At 60.5% G+C, this 22,316-nt stretch carries 18 protein-coding genes; 11 read left to right on the top strand and 7 right to left on the bottom strand.

Translation table 11 applies throughout. The features are described 5' to 3' along the window. Positions 1-2: 2 nt before the first annotated feature. Positions 3-1,274: an imelysin family protein gene (locus ACR0NY_RS10560; protein ID WP_170367700.1), complete on the bottom strand. Its 1,272-nt coding sequence runs from the start codon at positions 1,272-1,274 to the stop codon at positions 3-5. Between the two features lie 284 nt (positions 1,275-1,558). On the opposite strand from ACR0NY_RS10560, the gene ACR0NY_RS10555 reads away from it, so the two are divergent. Then, a complete protein-coding gene (locus tag ACR0NY_RS10555) occupies positions 1,559-2,077 on the top strand; it encodes a ZrgA family zinc uptake protein (protein ID WP_170339533.1) in 519 nt (172 codons plus the stop codon). Positions 2,078-2,089: 12 nt separating this feature from the next. Here the strand turns inward: ACR0NY_RS10555 and speB are convergent, their stop codons facing one another. Continuing rightward, a complete protein-coding gene (gene speB / locus ACR0NY_RS10550; RefSeq protein ID WP_170367702.1) occupies positions 2,090-3,055 on the bottom strand; it encodes an agmatinase in 966 nt (321 codons plus the stop codon). A gap of 350 nt (positions 3,056-3,405) precedes the next feature. Here speB and ACR0NY_RS10545 point away from each other — a divergent pair, with 350 nt between their 5' ends. Next, a complete protein-coding gene (locus ACR0NY_RS10545; RefSeq protein WP_170367704.1) occupies positions 3,406-7,074 on the top strand; it encodes a flavoprotein in 3,669 nt (1,222 codons plus the stop codon). Here ACR0NY_RS10545 and ACR0NY_RS10540 read toward each other — a convergent pair. Together ACR0NY_RS10540 and ACR0NY_RS10535 are read right to left on the bottom strand one after the other, a co-directional pair. After that, positions 7,055-8,227, bottom strand: a complete 1,173-nt coding sequence (locus ACR0NY_RS10540; protein ID WP_170339545.1) for a hypothetical protein — start codon at positions 8,225-8,227, stop codon at positions 7,055-7,057. The genes ACR0NY_RS10545 and ACR0NY_RS10540 overlap by 20 nt on opposite strands. A gap of 41 nt (positions 8,228-8,268) precedes the next feature. Continuing rightward, a complete protein-coding gene (locus tag ACR0NY_RS10535; protein WP_170367706.1) occupies positions 8,269-11,568 on the bottom strand; it encodes an adenylate/guanylate cyclase domain-containing protein in 3,300 nt (1,099 codons plus the stop codon). A gap of 281 nt (positions 11,569-11,849) precedes the next feature. Between ACR0NY_RS10535 and napF the strand changes: the two genes are divergently transcribed. Genes napF through ACR0NY_RS10495 form a run of 8 tightly spaced genes read left to right on the top strand, consistent with a single transcriptional unit; the run spans position 11,850 to position 18,347 of the window. After that, positions 11,850-12,362 (top strand): ferredoxin-type protein NapF, encoded by a 513-nt coding sequence (gene napF / locus ACR0NY_RS10530; protein WP_170339549.1) that lies wholly within the window; start codon positions 11,850-11,852, stop codon positions 12,360-12,362. Continuing rightward, entirely contained in the window at positions 12,359-12,652 is a 294-nt protein-coding gene (locus ACR0NY_RS10525; RefSeq protein WP_093964450.1) for a chaperone NapD, read from the top strand. Before napF ends, ACR0NY_RS10525 begins: the two co-directional genes overlap by 4 nt. Beyond that, on the top strand, positions 12,649-15,141 hold the full coding sequence (napA, locus tag ACR0NY_RS10520; protein ID WP_170367708.1) for a nitrate reductase catalytic subunit NapA: 2,493 nt from the start codon (positions 12,649-12,651) through the stop codon (positions 15,139-15,141). The genes ACR0NY_RS10525 and napA overlap by 4 nt, the downstream gene beginning before the upstream one ends. Positions 15,142-15,168: 27 nt before the next feature. Further along, on the top strand, positions 15,169-15,987 hold the full coding sequence (gene napG / locus ACR0NY_RS10515; protein ID WP_170339552.1) for a ferredoxin-type protein NapG: 819 nt from the start codon (positions 15,169-15,171) through the stop codon (positions 15,985-15,987). Continuing rightward, a complete protein-coding gene (gene napH, locus ACR0NY_RS10510) occupies positions 15,984-16,901 on the top strand; it encodes a quinol dehydrogenase ferredoxin subunit NapH (RefSeq protein ID WP_170367710.1) in 918 nt (305 codons plus the stop codon). Before napG ends, napH begins: the two co-directional genes overlap by 4 nt. A 12-nt stretch (positions 16,902-16,913) precedes the next feature. Beyond that, positions 16,914-17,351 carry a nitrate reductase cytochrome c-type subunit gene (locus ACR0NY_RS10505; RefSeq protein WP_170339556.1) on the top strand — a complete coding sequence of 146 codons (438 nt, stop codon included), beginning with the start codon at positions 16,914-16,916 and terminating at the stop codon, positions 17,349-17,351. A gap of 30 nt (positions 17,352-17,381) precedes the next feature. Continuing rightward, the gene (locus ACR0NY_RS10500) at positions 17,382-18,077 is read left to right on the top strand and encodes a NapC/NirT family cytochrome c (protein WP_170367712.1); all 696 of its coding nucleotides are present in this window, start codon (positions 17,382-17,384) and stop codon (positions 18,075-18,077) included. A gap of 12 nt (positions 18,078-18,089) precedes the next feature. Beyond that, entirely contained in the window at positions 18,090-18,347 is a 258-nt protein-coding gene (locus ACR0NY_RS10495; protein WP_093964456.1) for a hypothetical protein, read from the top strand. Between the two features lie 14 nt (positions 18,348-18,361). On the opposite strand, the gene ACR0NY_RS10490 is transcribed toward ACR0NY_RS10495, so the two are convergent. The 3 genes from ACR0NY_RS10490 to ACR0NY_RS10480 all read right to left on the bottom strand — a co-directional run bounded on the left by ACR0NY_RS10490 (position 18,362) and on the right by ACR0NY_RS10480 (position 20,274). Beyond that, the gene (locus ACR0NY_RS10490; RefSeq protein ID WP_170339560.1) at positions 18,362-18,832 is read right to left on the bottom strand and encodes a phage holin family protein; all 471 of its coding nucleotides are present in this window, start codon (positions 18,830-18,832) and stop codon (positions 18,362-18,364) included. Positions 18,833-18,843: 11 nt separating this feature from the next. Next, positions 18,844-19,119: a hypothetical protein gene (locus ACR0NY_RS10485; protein ID WP_170367714.1), complete on the bottom strand. Its 276-nt coding sequence runs from the start codon at positions 19,117-19,119 to the stop codon at positions 18,844-18,846. 72 nt (positions 19,120-19,191) lie between these two features. Then, the gene (locus tag ACR0NY_RS10480; protein ID WP_170367716.1) at positions 19,192-20,274 is read right to left on the bottom strand and encodes an AI-2E family transporter; all 1,083 of its coding nucleotides are present in this window, start codon (positions 20,272-20,274) and stop codon (positions 19,192-19,194) included. A 173-nt stretch (positions 20,275-20,447) separates the two neighbouring features. Between ACR0NY_RS10480 and ACR0NY_RS10475 the strand changes: the two genes are divergently transcribed. Then, a complete protein-coding gene (locus tag ACR0NY_RS10475; RefSeq protein ID WP_170367718.1) occupies positions 20,448-21,941 on the top strand; it encodes a BCCT family transporter in 1,494 nt (497 codons plus the stop codon). Positions 21,942-22,316: the final 375 nt, after the last annotated feature.

Raw genomic sequence — 22,316 nt, 5'->3', positions numbered from 1 at the left:
CATCAGTGGAAAACGGCGTCGGGGTTGTCGAGGCTGTCGGACCCTTCGAATGCGACATTGCCCAAGCCCAGCACGGACACGATGCGTTCGATCGTCCTGGTCTGATCGATCAGACCTTCGACGCCGCCCATGATCAGCGTTTCGCCACCGACGTTCCCGCGCTCGAGCATCTGATCATAGGCAAATCCGGCCTCGGCTGCGGTTTTGATCTGGCCCAGCGCGTACATTGTGTTCGCAAGCTTGGTCTTCATCTCGGTGTCCAGAGCCGGGTCCGAGGCTGCAACCAGATCCGACAGGGATGGACCCGAAACCGGAGTGCCGTCAATCCGGACATACCGACCCAGATAGACGTTCTGAATCCCCAACCCGTCATAATAGTGGCTGTTGTGCGTGTTGTCAGAGAAACAGTCATGCTCTTCTTCCGGGTCGTTCAGCATCAGTCCAAGGCGCATGCGTTCACCGGCCTGTTCGCCATAGGACAGGGACCCCATGCCTGTCAGAATTGCACTGATGCCCGAGTCGGCGTCGTCGGTCAGAGCGGCGCGCGCGGCACCGTCGTCCTGCCATTGCGCGGCCATCCATTCGAGATCTGAGACCAGCAGGTCGGTCGCCGCCACCAGGTACTGGGCTCGACGATCGCAGTTGCCGCCGGTGCAGGACTCGTCTTGCGCATAATCCGTCCAAGGACGGTTGCCGGCGCCCTCGCCGTGACCGTTCAGATCCTGGCCCCACAGCAGGAACTCGATGGCGTGATAACCAGTTGCCACATTGGCCTCGATCCCGTCGGCCTCGTGCAGGGTCTCAGACAGCAGCTCGGGCGTGATCTCGGTCGCGTCGACCGGCTGGCCAGACAGCTCAAAGCTGGGCGAGGCAATCACGTTCAGAACCGCAAGCTCGTTTTGGTCCGTCGCGCCGTCATAGGCCGCATCCACATAGTCGATCAGACCCTCGTCCAGAGGCCACGCGTTCACCTTGCCTTCCCATTCGTCGACGATGGGATTACCGAAGCGATAGACCTCGGTCTGTTGGTAGGGAACGCGCGCCGCAATCCAGGCCTGGCGTGCGGCGGTCAGGTTTTCAGCAGAAGGCTGTTCAACCAGTGCGGCAACGGCGGCCTGCAACCTGCGGGCAGCACGCAAACTGTCGTCATATTTTGCTTCGGCAATGTCAGCATAGGTGTCCAGGATGTCGACCTTGGCAGGGGCGTCGCCGGCGGCTGCCGCTGTTGCCATCAGCAAGGCTGCCAGGCTGGTCGTCGAAAATACGCGGGTCATGAAGTTCAGGCCTTCCTGTCGAAAAAAATGGGCAAGAGCACCCGGTGCGGGTGCAGAGATGAATATTAACTGAGTGAAATTGTAAGTTATGTCAACCCGAGTCTTTAAGTCGGGAATAAATTGGGAAACACGCCGCTGTTTTGGCCAAATGCGGATTGGCTGGATGGGTTCTCCGGATCTGTCTAGCCATTTCCGGCGGGGTCAGACGGGGTTGCGCGCCGTTGCCTGCCGATGGCGCGCAGATAAAATGATGGTGTGATTCTTGAGTTGGTGGTGGTTGCGTGATGAGATCCCTGGCGTTTGCCCTTTGCGTGTTTCCCCTTGCGTTGGACGCGCAGCAGGAAGGGGCGCCAAAGCCCGCAGCACTGGAGATCGCGTTTTTGGCTTCGGGGTACACGCTGTCTCTGTCTGTTCCCGCGTCAGAAATCGTTGACTTTGATCTTCCCGCTTCGAGCGCAGAGGAAAAGGCGAAGGTCGCGGTCGCCATTTCGGACCTGTCACAGCCCATGACCCTGTTCGCGGTCACGGCCGAGGCGGGTTGTGCCGCGTCCACGGCGAACGTGGCGCTGGTGGGCGGTGAAGCCGGGTCGGCCTTGGGGTCTGACGATCACCGGCCCGAATTTCAGGCCGAATACACGATCAGGTGCAGCAACCTTCAGGCGCTTGGTGAAATGAGATTTGATTACTTCGACCGGTTTTCGCAGGCTGAACGCGTGGACGTGCGGGTTCAGTCCCCGGGTGGTAGTCACGCCGTCGCGGTCACACGAGAGACCCCGTTGGTTGATCTCTCCGAGTTGATGTGACCGGGGTTTCTTTCATTCCTTGTGGTGAAAGATGAAGCCGATGAAGTTCAGCAACAGCTGCGCGGCAAGGATCTGCGTGCTTTCGGTCGGGTCATAGGCCGGGGCAACTTCGACGAGGTCGATGCCGGCGACCTGCCCTTTCCGGGCAAGGCCCTGCAGGATTTCCAGAACGTCGTAGTACAAAAAACCGCCGTGGCTTGGTGTTCCGGTGCCCGGTGCAATGGATGGGCAAAACGCGTCAATGTCGATGGTCACGTAGTATCGGACGCCCGAGGGGATGCGGTCCAATACCCCCTGGGTTCCCAGGTTGCGGACCTGCCGTACCGACAAGATGTCGGAGCCGCGCGCGCGTGCATCCTCGTAACCTTCTTTCGCGGTCGATGAGACATTGCGGATGCCCAGCTGGGTCATACCCGAGACATAGTCCTTCTCGATCGCCCGCCGCATCGGGTTTCCATGGCCCGCCGTAACGCCATGACGCTCGTCCACGAAATCCAGATGTGCGTCGATCTGGACCACGTGAATGGGACCGTTTCGGGCGCAGTCCTGATCAAAGGCGTTGATGCAGGGAATGTTGATGGAATGGTCACCACCGATCGTCACGGGCAGAGCGCCGGCCTCAAGGATCTTGCGTACCCCGTATTCGATATTCGCGTGGCTGGCTTCGGTTTTGGTGTGGATGATGTCGGCATCCCCCAGATCGACGATGCGCACCTCTTCGCCCAAATAGGTGGCATCGTCCTCGTGATCATAAGCACCTGCATGACCAAAGCTGAACAGAGTCGATGCCTCGCGCACCGCACGCGGGCCGAACCGGGCTCCGGACCGGTATTGGCAGCCGAAGTCGAACGGGGCGCCCAGGATGGCGACATCGGCATCGATCTGGTCCCAGTCCTGCACATATGGCTTCTTGCCGAATGTGGCGATGCCGACGAACGGCAGATTCAGGCGGCCGGATTCATATCCATGTTTTGACATTGGGGGCTCCGTTGCTTTGAACCGGCCGCGGGTCTGGCGGGTTGCTTGCACGTTGGCGTCTATCACCCGATCAATCAAGGCCGCTCTGCCCCAGCGGTGCATCAGTTCGCGAAGCTGGGTAAACCCCACAATCCCAGTGATTTTTCTGAAAATCTGTACTAAGAATGCAGGTATCGCTCGTATTGCCTGCGCAAATTGAGGGGTGGAGCCAGCATTGAATGGCGCCACGCGTCGGGCGGTCTGCCGTTTGTCCGGCGGGGGAGACTGCAAAGTACAAATGCTGATTTCAGGAAAGTGACCACGAAATACGAAACCATTGCGCCACTGACTTTTTGGGGGAGGAACTGGCCGTGACCACACAGACGATTTCCAATTCAAAACCGATTGAAGCCACATCTGCCGATTGGGAGAAGATATTCGCCGTCCTCCCCGGCGAAAAGGTGCGGCAGAGCGCCGAGCGGCTCAGGCAGCATTTCGATCTGTTCGAAGTTCTAGAGGACACGGTACTACCGCCGCGCGGGATGTATGTGGTTTTGGACGGCATCGTGAAGCTGCGCCAGAACGACGTTGATCTGGCGACCGCCGATACCGGGGACTATTTCTACGAAGAGCATCTGGAGATCCGCGACATACCGGTCAGCCTGAAGGCCGTGGCCTTGCCCGGCACTCGGCTGGCCTTTCTGGCCAGTAACGAGTGGCTGGATATTCCCGCGGAAATTCGACGCGAATGCTACGCCACGCTGTTCGGCGATCTGGTCAGCGTGCATCTTCAGAATTTCCAGCAGCCGATCAACTGCTGCAGCGTGACCGCGGCCGCGCTGAGCATGTCGGCGCTGGGCTTCAGCTGCGAGGTGAACGACATCTTCCGCGTCTGCGAACTGCCCACCAGCTTTGTCGTCAATGACGGCATCTCGCTGGGTGAACTGTTCGACGTGGCGTGCACCTATATCCATTCGCAGGGTCTGCGCGACCTTGTGCAGGTCCAGGCCTACTTCATGGACGAGGCGACGACCTCGGTGCCGCTGCTGCTTGAGGCGATTGACGAATCCAATCGACTGGGCGGAGACAACGATATCCTGGTGGCGAATTTTCAGGTTGGGGTCGCGCATGGCAAGCCCACCATGCCCGGCGGCCATTTCGCGGTGATCGCCAAGTGCAACCCCAGCACCGGGTTGGTGCACATGATGGATGTGCATCCCGAAAAATACGGCAAGCTGTGGGTCACCACGATCGACCGCCTGTACGCGGCCATGTCCGACCGCGACGGCACTTCGATGCGCGCGCGCGGGCTGCTGCGGTTCTCCGCGCGCGAAGCGGTCAAGACCACGCTGCAGACCTTCCGGCAGGACTGCAACTATGTGGACAGCACCAGGTATCTGGCCCGCGATCCCAAGAAGCGCCGCAACCTGTTCCGGCGGGCCAGCCCGAACATGAACAGCCTGGGCGTTCTGGCCGAAAGCCTGCAGATTTTGGGCGATGTCCAGGTCACCGAAGACAAGCTGCTGATCGCGACCCAGACCTCGTACACCGAGGCGCTGAGCCGCGTTTCGACCGCCAAGAAGATGAGCGAGATGGCCCAGCGGTATCTGGCCGGCACCTCCGAGGTGCATATCGGCAGCACTTTCCGCAGCTATGCGGAACGACCCGGCAAGGACAAAAGGTCGCCGCAAGACTGGTTCCGGGATCAGCTGCGCAGTCTGAACGAACATGAGGGGCGCCACCTTATGATCAATATCGACTTCAACCGCGTGTTGGGGTTCGAGGTGATCCGGCCGCCCGAAAACGTGTTCCGCGAGACGGCGCTGCTGGAAGAGTTCTGGTGCCTGTGCGTGGCCTATGACGAGAAGGCCGACCTTGTCACCGTCGTAGATATGAGCCCGGCGACTTCGCAGGTCTGGCAGGCGCCGCGCGGGCAAATCTTTCGCGGGCTACGCGACCTGAAAAGCCCGGCCATGCTGGTGATCGAGGAGACCCAGCCCCCGGAAGACCCCAGCGACGTGGCTCGGATCGTCCGGGAAAACCCGCTGGTTCTGTTCTACGAGGATGAGGACCCGTGGTCGAACATGCTGAAGAACATTCTGGCCAATATCGGCGCGACAGGTCTGAAATTGGTCGATGTCGCCGGGCACGGGGCCAACGCCATGAAAATGCGCCGGCAACTGGTGGCCGAAAGCAGTAAGGAAAAGGTGCCTTACCTGTTCTTTCATGGGAAATGCCTGGGCAAGCGCAGCGACATCGTCGACATGATCCTGGACGGCAGCCTGCAGGAAGACATGAAGAAAGCCGGTCTGCCTGTCTTGCTGCGCCACGAGTCGCCGAGCCTCGACAAGAACATCTTCGGGTATCCCAAGGGCGGGTTGACGGCCCCGCCAAACGGTCGCCGGAACGTTCTGCTGTGCGCCTGCGGCTCGTCGGCTGCGGACAAGGTGCCACAGTTGGTCGCCCGGATCACCGAGGCAGGTCACAATGTGAAACTGATCCCTTCGGTTTCGGCCGAAAAGTTCTTTCGCGATATTGGAACCGACAAGGCCAGCGAGGCCCGCAAGGCAAAAAAGACCGGGAAGAAAACCAAAACGGTCGACGACTACATCACCCACAACGATTACTACCGCGACGATGACGAGTGGAACTTTCGCTATACCGAGTTCGGGATGCCGTTGCGCGCCTCGCATCTGGCGCTGTGCGACTGGGCCGATTGCGTGATCGTCGCACCGGTCACCTGCAACACGATGGGCAAGATCGCCAACGGCATTGCAGACAACTTGCTGACCTCGGTCTTTGTGGCCTGGCAATACCGCAACAAGCCGGCGATCCTCTGTCCGGCCTGCAACACCAACATGTGGAACAACGTCACCACCCAGAACAATGTCGAAAAGCTGCGCGATCTGGGGATCGATCTTGTCGGTCCCCGCAAGGGGCGCTTGTCGAACGGGATGATGGGCATCGGCATGATGGCCACGCCCGACCAGATCATGGAGGTGCTGGAAGAAGCCTTCGAAGAGCTGGAAAACCACGAACACAATATCTGCAAATGGGCGCAGGATGCTGCGGCCTCGGATGACTTCGCCCAATGGGAGCCCGTGTTTCAGGCCATAGATGATGGGGTCGCCGGTATCGACATTGTCGATGACCATAATGGCGACACGCTGCTGCACTATGCGGCCGGGGGCGAGGGCGAGCTGACCGAGAACGGGCAAGATCTGGGAAAACCGGACATCGAGGCGGCCAAAGCGCTGATCGCAAGAGGTATCAACGTGAACGCGGTCAATGACCACGGATTTACCAGCCTGCATGTCGCCGTGATGAACAACTCGGCCGAGATGGTCGAAACCCTGCTGGCGGCGGATAGCATCGATGCAAGCCCTCTGATCCACTTTCTGCAGGATCCGGTGCGGTCCAGGGGCATCAGGGTGTCGGACAAGATCCGCGCGATGTTGGACGAATGGGCCAACACGCACGCCCTGTCAGAACCGGAAGAGGTTGAAGACGAGGACGACCTGATCGATGAACGCGAAAAGACCTATCTGTATTTCACCTACGGATCGCTCAAGAAAGGATTTCCCAACCACGACGCTCATGCGGACGTTCTGGATGATTTCGTTGGACAGGCGGTCACTCGGCAGCCCATGCCCCTGATCGTTCCGAAAGAGCCGTTTTGCGACAACCCAAACTGTGCCTATCTGCACCGCATGGCCACACTGGTGGATCGCAAGGGTACTGGCCGTCCGATCAAGGGCGAGGTCTACCGGGTCACCTCGGGCGGGTTGAAGGAGTTGGACAAGCTCGAGGGCTTTCACGGACCGGGCGCGGCTGACAATGTCTATGTCCGCAAGCGGATCAATGTTCTGATGGATGGGGTCAAAAAACCGGCCTACGTCTACGTCATCGCCAATCCGGAAAAATATCTTGCCGAACTGGAAAGTGGTGCGTCCGAGTTGGTCGACGAATACTCGATCGACATGGCCACCGGGACGCTCAAGCCCGGGTATGAGGCGGCCGCTAGCCGTCCTGATGCGTGATGGCCTCGGGTACATCCCTTGACGGAGGTGACTTGAGGCTGAGGTTGTAGGCGGTGATCGCGATCATGCAGCTCAGGACAAATGGCCAGAACGCGGCCTTTGGAATCAGGTTGTCACGGTAGTGGATCAAGCGCAGCGACGGCGCGGACTCGGAGACGAACAGATAGGTGTTCACCGACACCACAAGCAGCATGAAATACATCAGGAAAAAGAAGGACTCCATGTAGATCACCGGTGACCCGGCAAAACCCTCGCGCAATTGCACATGGGCCAGCAGGATCACGAAGAACAGGACCGAGCAGGTTCCGATCACGCTTGAGGTGCTGAAATCGTGCCGTTCGACCAGGTTTGGCTTCCGCGTCACCGTCATTACGGCGCCGAACAGAAGCATCGTGACCACGATCAATGGGATCATGTGCACCACGAAGGCGTTCGCAAAGTTGCGTTTTATGACAAAGTTGTAGTGCAGCTCGGGCAGTCTGGTCTGAAACTCGTTCTGGTTGATGCCCAGCGTCGTGTCCAAATCGGACAGCTTGTAGTCAAAATAGGTGTTTTCGCGTTCCCAGGTGCCCATGACGATGCGGTTGTCGATCCCGAAAATGTCCTTTGGCCCAGTCGCGGGATAGGCGTCGAAGTCGGGAACCAAGGCGACGTTCACGTCAAACCGGCCCGGCCAGAACCGCACCCAGACGGTTTTGTGGTCGAAAGGATAGCTGGTGTAGTCGAAGGACTGGCGCAGGGTCTGCTCAAAGTACCAGCCAATCACTTCGCCACCGGGTTCTGGCATCCGGTAGGCTTCTTCGATAAGACCGCTCCCGACATCCACGGACTCGGGCAGAAGGAACCCGGCCTGACCGGGTTCGGGTTTGATCGCGTCATGGACGCCGGTTTGATAGTGTTGCCAGACATAGCCCGTGACGTGGATATCGCTTGCATCGACGAAACTGAAGGATTTGAGGAATATTCCCGTCCTGACCCGATAATCCGGCGCGTTCTCCAGCGACTCCAGATAGGAATCGACCGAGGCCTGATCCGGCAATTGGGTCGGGTCCTGCTCGAAATGGTTCAGCGATGCCCAAAGGTAGAACAATACGGCCGTCAGTATCAGCGACACGAGGCCTGACAGGCCCCAGACCTTTTTCTCTACCGCCATTCCGCGCCCTGTTTTTTCGTGTTGTTCTATCGTCATGCGGTTCATGCCGTCGGTTGACCGGCCATCCCGGCCACCGGGAAATCCAGATGCCCCATCAGCGACCGCACCACGCCCAGGTCATCGAACTGCGATCGAAGTTCGGGAAACTCGGCGTGGTCAGACAGGGCGAGGCCCTGTTGCCCGGTCGCAGCCAGAAGGCGCGTGTGACGGATGGACAGATCGGCCATCGGCAGCGGTTCTGGGGCGGTGAACTCGGACAAGGCGTCGGCAAAGCGGATCGCGCGGTCCCAATCCTGGCGGGCCAGCATCACGGCGCAGGCATCTGCGTAGAAATGCAAGTGGCTATGCCCAACGCAGCCTTCACTCAGTATCCTGACGCCCTGATCCAACAAATCATCCTGGGCATCCGGATCGTCCAAAGCCAAGGCCAATGCCGACAGTGCCTTGGGGCCGACAAAGTTGCGGCCATGTTCCAACGCGATTTCCACGGCGCGCCGCCCCACCTGTTCAGCCTCGTGCCTTTGCCCGGCATAAACCTGCGCCCGGGCCAGATGTTCCAGCGCCTGAGCCTCGAGTCGCTTGGCACCGACGCGCTGGGCGATATCGGCGGATCGGATGAAGGCCTGCAGCGCACCGTCCATGTCATCCTGAAAGGTGCACGCGACGCCCAAGCAGGTCTGCGCGACACATTCCGGCACGAAGGCAAAGTACTTCTGCGAGATTTCGATGGCTTCCTGCGCATCGGCCCGGCCCTGCGCCACGTCACCTGAGTAACTGCGGGCAACACTGAGATTGTGAAGGTTGGCGGCCAAGTCCCGGACCAATCCTTTGTCCCGCGCTCTTTCGACGGCCTGAGTGTAGAACCCTGCGGCGGTGCGCATTGCGGCATTCATGAAATTTGCATCGCCAAAGCCGCTGAGCGCGCCGACCTCAAGCCGAACGGATTCCAGCTTGCGCGCCAGCGTCAGCGCTGTTTCGTTGCTTTGCAGAGCATCCGAGACCCGTCCCAGCGGGAAATAGATGTTTCCGCGGACATAGCTGATCTGGGCCAGATCCCGTTCCGATCCTATACGGTCAGCGGCGGCCTCGGCGATGTCGAGGCTGTGCAGCGCATCCTCGTACAGGCTGGCCTGGCGCGCGGCCTGTGCCAGACCGATATGAACGCGGCAGATCTGCGCGTCAGTCTCGGCCAGGGCGGCGGCTTCGTTGAACTCGCTCAGGGCCTTGTCCGACAGGCCCTGAAGGCGATGGGTTTCCGCCCGGGCACACATCAGGTCAAACCGGATACCCGGCGGAGCCGAAAGCTCGAGCGCGCGTTCGATCAGCGGGCTGGCCTCGTCAAACTGGAAGGCCTGGATCAGGTTTTCAGCGGCCTCCAGATAGGCTTCGGCTGCATTGGAGGCGTCGGCACGGTCCAGGTGTTGGGCGCGCAATGTGGCGTCCTTGCCTTCGTACCAGCTTGCTGCCTGCCGGTGCAGTCGGGCGCGCTCGGACTTGACCAGCGTAGCATAGGATCCGTCGCGGATCAGAGCATGCGCAAACATCAGATCTGCCCCGGCCTCGCGGATCAGGGCCGAGCGGATCAGGTCGGACGTGTCCAGATGGCCTTCACCCAGCAGATAATTCAGAACTTCGGGCGAGAACCGCTGCCCCAGAACCGATGCTGCTTGAATCGCCGTTCTGCTTCGACGATCCAACCCGTCCAGACGGGATTGCACGATGCCTTGGATGCTGCCGGGGACGGTGTCGCGGGTCAGGCCGTCGATATTGCGCAGCAGTTGCTCGAGAAACAGCGGATTGCCTCCGGCACGTTGCACGCAGGTTTCCAACAGTTCGGGGTCGATGGCGGTGAATTCTTCGACCAGTTTCCGCGCCTGTTCGTCGCCCATCGGCGAAAGCTCAAGCTTGGACACCAGCGCACCGTCCGTTCCCATCTGCCATTCCCGATCGACCGGGTCGCCTTCGACCCGGCTGGTCATCATCAGAACGCAAGGCAGGTCCCGCGTCGCGGCAGCCATGTACGAACACATTGTCAGAATGTCCGGTGGCGCCCAATGTATGTCCTCGACCTGGAGCAGAAGGGGGGCCTCGCGGCTGCGGGCCTGCAGCAGTTCGTCGATAACCTGTCGCCGACCCCGCATGCGTGCGGCGTTGTCCATTGCGGCATAAACTTCGGCCAATCCGGGATCCTGTTCAAGCTCGAGCAAAGCGCTCAGATGGGCTGAACTGGCGGGGTTGATCCACCCCCGGCTGATCGCGTCATTAGCGGCCGCGGTGCTGGCATCGGAGTCGTCGGTCGGGTCGAGTCCCAGAAGGCTGCGGGCGATGGACTGGATGGCCGAATGTCCCTCGCGTGTGCCGAAATCCATCACCACGCCCCCGTGGATCGAATAGGACCGGTTTGCGGCCAGCTCGGCCACCTGTTCCGAAAAGTGGGTCTTGCCGATACCGGGTTCGCCAAGAATGATGTGAACCTCACCTTTTCCATGGCGCTGGCACCGGTCGAATGTCGCCGAGAACAACGACATCTCGCGTTCCCGCCCGATGAATTTGTGGCGCCGCGTGCGGATGTTCCGGGCCAGGCGGTCCAGACGCCAGATTTCGACATCCTTGTTCAGGCCTTTGATTGCCTTGGTGCCGATCGCCTCGCCCACGAACAGAGGGCCAAGCGCGCGCTGGATGTCATCCGACACCAGCGTTTGACCCGGCGCAGAGATGTCGGTCAGGCGGGACGCAAGATTCACGCCGTCCCCGGTCACGGTGTATTCGGTATGGGCCTCGCTTCCGGTGGTGCTGGCGATGACCTGCCCCGAGGCGATGCCGATATGGCACGACAGGGGCGGGTCAAGTGTGGGCAGCGCGGCGTGAATCTCCAACGCAGCCCGGGCCGCCCGTTCGGTGTCGTTGGTGTGCGAGATCGGCGCCCCGAACACCGCCATTACGGCGTCTCCGATATGCTTGTCGATCCGGCCTCCAAATTTCTCGACGGCGCGGTCGACCTTGCCAAAGAACGCATTCAGCAGCGCGTGCATGTCTTCGGCGTCGTGTTCGCTGGACAATTTGGTAAAGCCGGTCAGGTCCGCGAACAGAACCGTGACCTGACGTTTTGCCGGCTCCAGTTCGACCTCGGGTTCAAACGCGCCGACGGTTTCCGGGACGTCCAGCTCGGATATCGCGCGCAGCAACCGGCGACGGTCGCCGACGGCGGTCACCCCGATCTCGCGCAAATCCTCGCCCGTAAGTTCAGGAAGAATTGCAAAGTCGATTTTGTTTTCCGCGAACGCTTGGGTGTAATCGGACAACCCAAGGGCGCTCAGCCATTCCCTTAGGTCGCCAGACATTGGTGCCCTCAGAAGTATCCACCCGCAGGCAGCCTAGTACAGACCACCGGGTCGAGTCTGCATTTTTTATAGTAATATTCGATTATGACTGCGCAATCCGCCGTTTCCGGTTTTTCGGATCAGCTTTGTGCCGCGCCTTTCCAGAGTTGGATTTCAGGAAGGATTCGTTTGCTCAATCCATGAGCAAATCTGATCAAGATCAAGTCAGAGTTGACTCGTATCCGCTATCCACGCAGCATGAACGGAGTACCACAAATGTTTCTAGAACAGGTGGGCGGCACATGTCTGCAGTAGCCAGCAGGCGCGCGTTCCTGACAGGACGCCTGCCTCGCGAAGACGACAGCGTGAAGCGGCCGCCAGGAGCGGCGCGCGAAAACTTCCACGATCTCTGCACTCGATGCGGCGACTGTGTCTCGGTTTGCCCCGAGGATGTCCTGGCGATGGACGACGCGGGCTTGCCGGTGTTTCAGCCGCAGCAGGGTGGCTGCACCTTTTGCGGAGGCTGCGCGGATGCCTGCAAGACCGACGCATTGAGCCTGGACCGGTTCGCCGAGTGGCCGTGGCGCGCGAAAGTGTCCGACACCTGCCTTTCGGCAAATGGAGTCAGTTGCCGGGTGTGCCAGGACAGCTGCGATCAAGGGGCCATCCGATTCCGCCTGAAAACCGGAGGCCGCGCCGAAGTGAACCTGGACCTGGCATCATGTGTCGGTTGCGGGGCCTGCTCGGCCGCATGCCCGACCGGTGCCGTTTCCCTCGAGAGATACCAGCCCGCCACAGTGGAGGTGCGTGAATGAATATCTGTGGATGCCTCGTGCATGTCGCGCCGGACCAGACCTCAGCGGCACGGTCGGCGATGACCGCGTTCGACGGGGTCGAAATCCATGCCGAATCCGACGACAGCCGGTTCGTTGTCGTCGTCGAGGACACGCCGACACGGTTGGCGTCCGAGATCATCATGGACCTGCACCAGATCCCCGGGGTCGTTTCACTGACCCTGACATATCACCATTTCGAAGATCTCGCGGAGACCCGTCCGCGTCCTGAAACTCCCAGCCAAGATTCCAGCCGGAGGCCCTTGTCATGACCATTTCCGAATCTCGCCGTACGTTTCTGAAAGCAACCGCCGCCGCAGCGACAGCGTCCGCGGCCGGTATCCCGCTGGCGACTGGCCAAGCTGCCGCCCAAGTCGCCAATGCCGACATCCGCTGGGACAAGGCACCTTGCCGGTTCTGCGGCACGGGCTGCTCGGTTTTGGTGGGCACCAAGGAAGACCGCGTGGTTGCCACGCAAGGCGACCCGGACGCTCCGGTGAACCGGGGGCTGAACTGCATCAAGGGCTATTTCCTCTCCAAGATCATGTACGGCAAGGACCGTCTGACCACCCCGTTGCTGCGCAAATCTAACGGCGTCTATGACAAGAACGGTGACTTCGAACCTGTCAGCTGGGACGAAGCCTTCGACGTGATGGCCGAGAAGTGGAAAGAGGCGCTGGCCAAGAAAGGCCCGACCAGCGTGGGCATGTTCGGCTCGGGACAGTGGACCGTGTGGGAGGGCTACGCTGCGGCCAAAGTGATGAAGGCCGGGTTCCGCACGAACAACATCGACCCGAACGCGCGGCACTGCATGGCCTCGGCCGTGGTGGGCTTCATGCGTACCTTCGGCATTGATGAACCGATGGGCTGCTATGACGACCTCGAACATGCCGACACGTTCGTGCTGTGGGGTTCGAACATGGCCGAGATGCACCCGATCCTGTGGTCGCGCCTGACCGACACGCGCCTGACCAAGCCGGGCGCGCAGGTACATGTGCTGTCGACCTTCGAGCACCGCTCGTTCGAGCTGGCCGACAACGGTATCATCTTCAAGCCGCAGACCGATCTGGCGATCCTGAACTACATCGCAAACCACATCATCCAGACCGGCGCGGTGAACGAGGAGTTCGTCAAGAACCACGTCAACATCACCAAGACCGCTACCGACATCGGTTACGGCCTGCGCGAGACCAACCCGCTGCAACAGGCCGCTGCGAACCCGGACTCGGGCAAGCTGGAGCCGATCTCGTTCGAGGAATACGCCGCCTCGGTTGCCGACTACACGCTGGAGTACGTCTCCGAGTTGTCGGGCGTGCCGGCGAACCAGCTTGAGCAACTGGCCAAGGAATATGCCGACCCGAACCGCAAGGTCATGAGCCTGTGGACCATGGGCTTCAATCAGCACACACGAGGGTCCTGGGTGAACTCGTTGATGTACAACGTGCACCTGCTGGTGGGCAAAATCTCCGAGCCGGGCAACTCGCCGTTCTCGCTGACCGGTCAGCCTTCGGCCTGTGGCACCGCGCGCGAGGTTGGCACTTTTGCGCACCGTCTGCCCGCCGACATGGTGGTGACCAATGATGAACACCGCAAGATCACCGAGACCAAGTGGAACATTCCCGCAGGCACCATTCCGCCCAAGCCGGGTTTCCACGCGGTTCTGCAGAACCGCAAGCTGAAGGATGGTGACCTGAACGTCTATTGGGTGCAGTGCAACAACAACATGCAGGCCGCGCCCAATATCAACGAGGAAGGCTATCCCGGCTATCGCAACCCAGAAAACTTCATCGTCGTATCGGATCCGTACCCAACGGTGACTGCCGTTGCGGCCGACCTGATCCTGCCCACCGCCATGTGGGTCGAGAAAGAAGGCGCCTATGGCAACGCCGAACGCCGCACCCAGTTCTGGCGTCAGCAGGTCAAGGCCCCGGGCGAGGCCAAGTCGGACCTGTGGCAGCTGATGGAGTTCTCGAAACGCTTCACCGTCGAGGAGGTTTGGGACGAAGAGCTGCTGGCCAAGATGCCCGAGCATCGCGGCAAGACCCTGTTCGACGTACTGTTTGCCAACGGCAAGATCGACCAGTATCCGCTGTCGGAAACCGCCGAAGGGTTCCACAACGATGAGTCCGAGCATTTCGGCTTCTACGTCCAGAAGGGCCTGTTCGAGGAATATGCCAGCTTTGGCCGCGGCCACGGGCACGATCTGGCGCCCTTCGAAACCTATCATCAGGCTCGCGGGCTGCGCTGGCCGGTCGTGGACGGGAAAGAGACGCTCTATCGCTTCCGCGAGGGCTACGATTCCTATGTGCCTGAGGGTGCCGGCGTCAAATTCTATGGTCACAAAGACGGCAAGGCCAAAATCATCTTTGCGCCCTACGAACCGGCAGCAGAGGAGCCGGACGAAGAGTTCGATCTGTGGCTGTGCACCGGCCGGGTGCTGGAGCACTGGCATTCCGGGTCGATGACCCGCCGCGTACCCGAGCTTCACCGCGCCTTCCCCGCCGCCGTGGTGTTCATGCACCCCGAGGACGCCAAGGAACGCGGTGTGCGCCGCGGGCAGGAGATCGTGCTGTCCACGCGCCGCGGCGAGGTGATCAGCCGGGTCGAGACCCGCGGGCGCAACAAGGTGCCGCGTGGCCTCGTGTTCATGCCGTGGTTCGACGAGGGCCAGCTTACCAACAAGCTGACGCTGGATGCGACCTGCCCGCTGTCCAAAGAGACGGACTTCAAGAAATGCGCCTGCAAGGTCGAGCGGGCGTAAGGGCAGGAATCGCAGAGGACGGGTGTGATGTCTCTGGTCGGCAAACCTCTTTCGCCGCAACGGCGCCGGTTCCTGCAGGATTCGGCGCGCGCGGCGGGTGGCTGTTTGGTCGCCGGGTCTTTGCTGGCCTATCTGGCCCGCGACGCCCGCGCCCTGCCGGCCGAGGCCTTGCGCCCACCGGGGGCGTTGCCCGAAGATGGCTTTCTGGGCGCCTGCGTTCGCTGCGGGCTGTGCGTCCGTGATTGTCCCTATGACACGCTGAAGCTGGCCGAGTTGGGCATCGATGCGGTTGCGACAGGTACGCCGTACTTCATCGCCCGCGACGTGCCCTGCGAAATGTGCGAAGACATCCCCTGTGTTGCGGCCTGCCCGACCGGGGCGCTGGACAAGGGGTTGCAGGACATTGACGACGCCAAGATGGGTGTTGCGGTTCTTGTGGACCAGGAGAACTGCCTGAACTTCCTGGGGCTGCGCTGCGACGTGTGCTATCGGGTCTGCCCTGTCATCGACGAGGCGATCACGCTGGAGCTGTCGCACAATGACCGGTCCGGCCACCATGCGATCTTTGCGCCGACGGTTCATGCCGACCGCTGCACCGGCTGTGGCGTCTGCGAGAAAAGCTGCGTTTTGCCCGAGGCCGCGATCAAGGTTTTGCCCGCCCGCCTGGCGCGCGGCAGTTCGGCCGAACATTACCGCAAGGGATGGGAAGAAAAGGCCGAAAAGGGCGGACCGCTGGTCGAAGGCATCATCGATCTGCCCGATCGCCTGCCCGGACCGGGCGCGGACAACCTTGCCGCGCCGGGCGGATACGAACCGGGCTACAACCTTCCGGGGGCAGGCCAATGACGGCGCGGACACATATGCCCGTCGGGCACGAGGCCCGCGAGGTCAAGGGATGGTTCGGCGCCCATCGGTTCCTGCTGCTGCGGCGGTTCAGTCAGGTGTTCTTTCTGGTCCTGTTCCTGCTGGGGCCGTGGTTCGGCATCTGGATCGTCAAGGGCACGCTGGCCGGATCGCTGACGCTGGACGTGCTGCCGCTGACCGATCCGTTCATCCTGCTGCAGGGGCTGGTGGCCGGCCATTGGCCGGAAATGACCGCGCTGGTCGGCGGGCTGATCGTTCTGGTGGCCTATGCGCTGATCGGCGGGCGGGTCTATTGCTCGTGGGTGTGCCCGATCAACCCGGTTACGGATGCCGCGCATTGGCTGCACCGTCGGCTGGACCTGCCCAAGGGCTGGCAGCCCAAACGCAGCACCCGGCTGTGGATATTGGCGACCGTTTTGGTCGTGTCGGCGCTGACCGGCGTAATCGCATGGGAACTGGTGAACCCCATCACCATGCTGCACCGCGGGCTGGTCTTTGGCATGGGTTTTGTCTGGGCGATGGTCGTGGCGATCTTTGTCTTTGACCTTTTCGTGGCCCGGCATGGATGGTGTGGCCATATCTGCCCGGTCGGGGCCTTCTACGGCCTGATTGGCGCCAAAAGCCTGCTGCGGGTCAGCGCCAGCAACCGTGCCGCCTGTGACGACTGCATGGATTGCTATGCGGTCTGTCCGGAGAGCCAGGTTATTTCGCCCGCACTGAAGGGCAAGCCGGGATCCAGCCCGCTGATCCTATCGCCCGATTGCACCACGTGCGGCCGCTGCATCGATGTGTGCTCGGTCGATGTCTTCAAACTTACCCACCGGTTCGATGACGCCGTCGTCGCGCCACCCGATCCAGCCGCCGCGCCAGAACCGCGCGCCGCCAGACCTGCCTAAGGGAGTGCCAAGATGAAAAAATCAATAGCGACAGGCGCAATAGCCCTGATCCCTGTTCTTCTTGTGACCGGGCTTGCCTTTGCGCAATCCGCGTCCGTGACCACGTTGCGAGGCGTGGACATCGATGATCCGGCCATCCTAGATGATGTGCACCGCAACATCGAAGGGCGCATGCAGCGCAACTATCGCCAGCAGCCGCCGCTGATTCCGCACAAGATCGACCAGTACCAAATCGACATCCGCACCAATCAGTGCCTGTCCTGCCACGACTGGACCAAGGCCGGTGAGCGCAACGCGCCGACCCTGTCGATGACCCACTATCTGGATCGCGAAGGCAACGAGCTCGATCAGATCGCGGGCACCCGGTATTTCTGCAACCAGTGCCATGTGCCGCAGGCGGATGCGCCGGCCCTGGTCGACAACCTGTTCCAGCCCTCGGCCGGAAACTGATCCAGCTTTGGACTGAAAGGAGCACCGAATATGGCAGACTCTCCTGAAAAGCGCGGCTTGATCGGTCGCATCTGGGCGTGGATCTGGACACCGGCCGCCGCGTTCAGCGCAGGCTTTCTGGTTCTGGCGGGCTTTCTGGCCGGCATCCTGTTCTGGGGTGGGTTCCACTGGACGCTTGAGATGACGAATACCGAAGAATTCTGCGTCTCGTGCCACACGATGGAAACCAACCTTGGCGAATACCGGGAAACCATCCACTACAACAACCATTCCGGCGTACGGGCCATCTGTTCCGATTGCCACGTGCCCAAGGAATGGAGCTTCAAGATCGAAGCCAAGATCATGGCGGTGAAAGACGTCTATCACGAGCTGGTCGGCACCATCAGCACGCCCGAGAAATACGAGGATCACCGCCTGCAGATGGCCTCGGCCGTGTGGAAAAAGATGAAGGCGTCGGACAGCCGCGAATGCCGCAACTGCCACAATTTCGAATACATGGACTTCACCATTCAGGAAACGCGAGCCGCCAACGAACATCAGCGTGCGATCGACGAGAACATGACCTGCATCGACTGCCACCAGGGCATCGCGCACAGCCTGCCGCCGGGCTATCTGGAGGAGTATCAGAAAGTGGTCGCCTCGCTGGATCCGGTGACCGGCACTGAAATTGCGCAGAGTACCGGCGCGGCCGAGATCCGATCATTCCTGAACAGCGCATCCGACTAGGAGTGGCACGACATGCTTGAGATTCTTGGAACAATCGGCGGCAACATCCTGAGCCTGCCCGGCATTCTGGGCCTTGCGGTGGGCATGATGACCCGCCAACTGTGGTTGGCCGCGACGATGGGCGCGGTGATCGGCATACTGGAAACCCTGGCTTTCGCGCATTGGACCTTTGCCAAGGTCGAGCCCATGGAGCTGATCATCGGCGTTCTGGTCGGTGTTTGCGCCAGCAGCATTGGTTGTCTGATCCGCCAGAAAGGGGCGACCGTCTAGGCGACAGTCGCCGCTTACTCTTTGCGGTTCTTCAGGTGTTTCAGAACGGCGCTTGCGATCATGGTCACCAACCCGGGGGCAAGCGTTCCCAGAGGGTCGCGTGAGACGGTTCTAAGGTCGCGGACCGTCTCGCGAGCCTCTGACATCATGTCCTGAACCTCGGCCTCGATATCGCCGATCGCCATGTCGCGCAGTTCTGCTACTGGCGCAGTGTCGGCCTCGGCGCTGACCGAGTTGGCGATAGCCGCGAGTATCAGCGCCACGATCAGGTTGATCAGGGCGATGACCAGTGCAGCCAACGGTTTGGACATCACTGACGCCAGAGCAAGATAGCCCGCGACATTCAGCATGATGATGGCCAACCCGCCCGCCAATCCGGCCGCGGCGAAAAAACCTGCGCGTTTGGCCAAGACGGTCATGTTCCGCTGAGCGATCAGCCGTTCGGTGCGCAGGATGATGGAAATGTTTCGGGAAATGCGGCTCATCTGACTGTCTCCTACCTGGACCGACCGATCACGTAGCCCAGAGCAAAAACGCCCAGGGCGAACAGGATGGCTTTCTTGTGTGGCATGGCATCCAACTCGGCCAGCGCGGTCTCGATCTCACCGGACCAGTCTTCGAACTCGGCCGACAGCTTATCGGGAATGTCCTGGACGGCCTCTTTCACCTTTTCGCCCGCCTTGCGCGCGCCCGTTTTTTTCTCCTCGGCCTGCTCTTCAAGCTGCCGCTTCAACTCAGCGACCTGCTGTTCAAGTTCCGCTTTGGTAACCATTGGCGTTGTCCTTTCGTGGAGCGGCCAGTCGCGCGGGCGATGGGCCGAAAATTCGGTTTGGCGGCATCGAGATCAGTCTTTGGGGCCCACACGGCCATCGCCCGACATCAGTATGGCGATGGGGCGCGTAGCCGGAATGTGGGTCAGAATGATCATGATGCAGACAGTGATCGGCACGCTCATCAGCGCACCGGGAATGCCCCAGATCGCGGTCCAGAATGTCAGGGCCAGTATGACCATGAGGGGGGACAAGTTCAGGCTTTTGCCCAGCAAGGTCGGCTCAAGAATATTTCCGACCGAGAATTGCACGGCCCCGCATCCCAACAGCACCATCAGGAACGGGCTCAGTTCCTCGAACTGGACAAGAGCGACCAGAGAGGGCAGGGCGACACCGATGATCGAGCCGACCGTGGGGATGAAATTCAACAGAAAGGCCAGAACCGCCCAGGTCTCGGCGAAATCCAACCCGACCGCCCACATGACAAGAAAGCTGCCGAACCCGGTTAGCGCGCTGACGAAAGTCTTAATCCCGACATAGCGCTGGATGCTGGCGGACGTGCTGTGCAGCACGTTGCGAACTTTGTTGGCAAGCATTGGATCCGAGATCGCGAGGTCAATCTTGGTTTGCATCGGCACGCGTTCAACCAGCATGAACGGCACATAGAGCAGTACAAGGAAGAAGGCGCTGAGAAAGGCGCCGGCGGACCCGATGATGCTGCCGGCAAAACCCGACAGGTTGATCTGGCTCAGCGCCTTCTGGGCCGCGGCATAGTTCTCGTTGCCGACGAGGGCGACAAGTTTTGCCAGAATACCGGACAAGCGCTCTTCGTATTTCGGGAAAGCCTCGGACACCAGACTGGCCTGGCTGGACAGGATCGACAGGATGATCAGCAATCCAAACAGGATCAGGCACAAGGCCCCAAGATGCGCCATCCATTTCGGTACGGAATGGCCCAGAATGACGATCCGGTGGATCCGGTCAGATGTTGCAGTAAGCAGCACAAACAACAGTATGGCGAAGGAAAGCGGTATTAGAACCGAGGACGCCAGCACCAATGACGCGATGGTCAGAAACAGCAGAACAACCAGCTGATACCAGAAGGTCAGCCCAGGCTTGCCCACGCGCTGGTTGTCGGCCTTGGGTTGAGTTGCCATGCACGTCTCCTGCGGGCTCAGCACCATTGCGGCCCGCCACCGTTGGTCGGTTCCGCCATTAGGCACAGATATTCGGCTGTTCTCAAACAAAATTCTCGAAAGAGTTGATTTCTGGACAGGTTGCAAACGGGTCTCTACGCTCGGCCTTGGATCAAATCCAAGGACCAAAGCCCATGCGCCGCACATCGACCAACTCGCTGCTTGTCATCGCACTTGCGATCAGCGCAGGCATCGCGATTTGGGGTCTTGTCGACCCGGCGGGGCTGGGCCGGTTGGCGTCTGCCGCGGTTGCGACGCAGTTCGAAAGCCGGGGCTGGTTCATCATGCTCGAGGCCAGCGGCCTGTTGTTCGTTGCGCTGTTTCTGGCCTTTTCGCGCTTTGGGCGCATCCGGTTGGGGCCGGATGGTGCCGAGCCCGAGTTTTCGACCCCCGCATGGATCGCCATGCTGTTTGCGGCCGGGATGGGGGTTGGGCTGCTGTTTTATGGTGCAGCCGAGCCGCTGACCCATTTCGAAGCGCTCAGAAAATACGAGCCCGATCCGAGGGCCGCCGGGAACGCGCTGTTCGTAACTTACCTGAACTGGGGCTTTCATGCTTGGGCAATCTACGGGGTGGTCGGTCTGATCATTGCCTATTTCGCCTTCCGCCGTGGGGGCACTCTGCTGCTGAGCGCGCCGTTGAACGACGCTCTGGGGTCGGCCCCGTGGGTTCGGGCGATGGGCTGGGGCTTTGACCTTCTGTCAATCGTTGCCATTGCCGTGGGTTTGGCTGGCTCGCTGGCCATGGGGGTGTTTCAGGTGCAAACCGGGTTGGCCGGATTGCTTGGCGTAGCGGATTCGGCGGCTCTGACGCTTCCGGTCTTTTTCGCCATGTGTGTGGCCTTTGTCATCCCTCTGCGCCGGGATTTGGGGGACGGCATGGCCAAACTGTCCAATGCTGCGATGCTGATTGCCGTGGCAATGATGATCTATCTGTTGATCCTTGGCCCCACCTCATACCTGATGAACGGTATCGTGAGCGGCTTCGGGAGATACGTGTTCCACGTTCTGCCCGCCGGGTTTGCCACAGCCGAGTTCTTTGGTGACGATCTCGTCAACTGGTTCCAGGATTGGACTCTGAACTATATGATCTGGTGGCTGGCCTGGTCGCCGTTCGTCGGTATCTTCATCGCCCGGATTTCCCGGGGCAGAACGATCCGGGCGTTTCTTCTGGGTGTGATCGTCGCACCAACCTTGTTCTCGATCCTTTGGTTTGGCGTGTTTGGCGGGCTTGGGTTTTTTGATGCGCTGCGGCAGCAAGGCTCCCTGTCCGTGGTCAATCAGCAGAACCTGGATGCGACCACATTCGCGTTGCTTCAGCGGTTTCCACTGTCGGGGCTAACGCAGACAGCGACCATCGTCGCGGCGTTTCTGTTTGTGGTCACCAGCGTTGTCAGCGCCGGATTTACCCTTGCGATGATCGGAACCGGTGGTGATGAAAACCCGTCTCCCCGGATCCGCACGGTGTGGGGGGCAATTCTGGGTGCGTTGGGGCTTGCCATGGTCTTTGTCGGAGATATCGGGCTGGTGCGATCTGTCATCGCAATTTCGGCGATCGCCTTTGTTTTCATCGTTCCGGTTCTGGTGGTCTGTCTGTTCCGGGTGCTGGCGCTGGAGGAAGGGCCATGACAGGCGAGTTTCTGGATACCGTTCTGAACGTCACCGTCTTTCTTTACTTGGGCTTTCTGATCTGGCTGTGCCTGCGCCCGGATCCTTGAGGCCCGTTTGCCGGGAAAGGGGATGTCACCATCCGTCAAACCTGATGGACGTAACCCAAAGAACGCGCGCGTTTTCCCTGCAGGTTGAATTGCAGCCATGCCCCATGCTGCGGTCGTCATGCAACGAGACACCCGCCTCGATCTCCGAGATATAGGGCAGCATGCGCAAGAGTAGACAACCAACAGCGAACTAAGTCTTGAGCGCCCAAACAGCGTTTTGGCGGAGAACCTTTTGATCTGCTGCCGATCAAGGAAACCGGGTGAGGACCTGGCATTCCGCCCTATT

Source organism: Ruegeria sp. BJ5 (genome assembly GCF_056537865.1).
This window is presented reverse-complemented; position numbering and strand designations above follow the sequence as displayed.

Bases quoted from the DNA above. Each gene is read 5' to 3' on its own strand.
- ACR0NY_RS10475 (WP_170367718.1), top strand. From the start codon at position 20,448: ATGCGCCGCACATCGACCAACTCGCTGCTTGTCATCGCACTTGCGATC.
- ACR0NY_RS10485 (WP_170367714.1), bottom strand. From the start codon at position 19,119: ATGGTTACCAAAGCGGAACTTGAACAGCAGGTCGCTGAGTTGAAGCGG.
- speB (WP_170367702.1), bottom strand. From the start codon at position 3,055: ATGTCAAAACATGGATATGAATCCGGCCGCCTGAATCTGCCGTTCGTC.
- napG (WP_170339552.1), top strand. From the start codon at position 15,169: ATGTCTCTGGTCGGCAAACCTCTTTCGCCGCAACGGCGCCGGTTCCTG.
- ACR0NY_RS10525 (WP_093964450.1), top strand. From the start codon at position 12,359: ATGAATATCTGTGGATGCCTCGTGCATGTCGCGCCGGACCAGACCTCA.
- ACR0NY_RS10555 (WP_170339533.1), top strand. From the start codon at position 1,559: ATGAGATCCCTGGCGTTTGCCCTTTGCGTGTTTCCCCTTGCGTTGGAC.
- ACR0NY_RS10495 (WP_093964456.1), top strand. From the start codon at position 18,090: ATGCTTGAGATTCTTGGAACAATCGGCGGCAACATCCTGAGCCTGCCC.
- ACR0NY_RS10505 (WP_170339556.1), top strand. From the start codon at position 16,914: ATGAAAAAATCAATAGCGACAGGCGCAATAGCCCTGATCCCTGTTCTT.
- ACR0NY_RS10490 (WP_170339560.1), bottom strand. From the start codon at position 18,832: ATGAGCCGCATTTCCCGAAACATTTCCATCATCCTGCGCACCGAACGG.
- ACR0NY_RS10540 (WP_170339545.1), bottom strand. From the start codon at position 8,227: ATGGCGGTAGAGAAAAAGGTCTGGGGCCTGTCAGGCCTCGTGTCGCTG.
- napF (WP_170339549.1), top strand. From the start codon at position 11,850: ATGTCTGCAGTAGCCAGCAGGCGCGCGTTCCTGACAGGACGCCTGCCT.
- ACR0NY_RS10535 (WP_170367706.1), bottom strand. From the start codon at position 11,568: ATGTCTGGCGACCTAAGGGAATGGCTGAGCGCCCTTGGGTTGTCCGAT.
- napH (WP_170367710.1), top strand. From the start codon at position 15,984: ATGACGGCGCGGACACATATGCCCGTCGGGCACGAGGCCCGCGAGGTC.
- ACR0NY_RS10500 (WP_170367712.1), top strand. From the start codon at position 17,382: ATGGCAGACTCTCCTGAAAAGCGCGGCTTGATCGGTCGCATCTGGGCG.
- ACR0NY_RS10560 (WP_170367700.1), bottom strand. From the start codon at position 1,274: ATGACCCGCGTATTTTCGACGACCAGCCTGGCAGCCTTGCTGATGGCA.
- napA (WP_170367708.1), top strand. From the start codon at position 12,649: ATGACCATTTCCGAATCTCGCCGTACGTTTCTGAAAGCAACCGCCGCC.
- ACR0NY_RS10480 (WP_170367716.1), bottom strand. From the start codon at position 20,274: ATGGCAACTCAACCCAAGGCCGACAACCAGCGCGTGGGCAAGCCTGGG.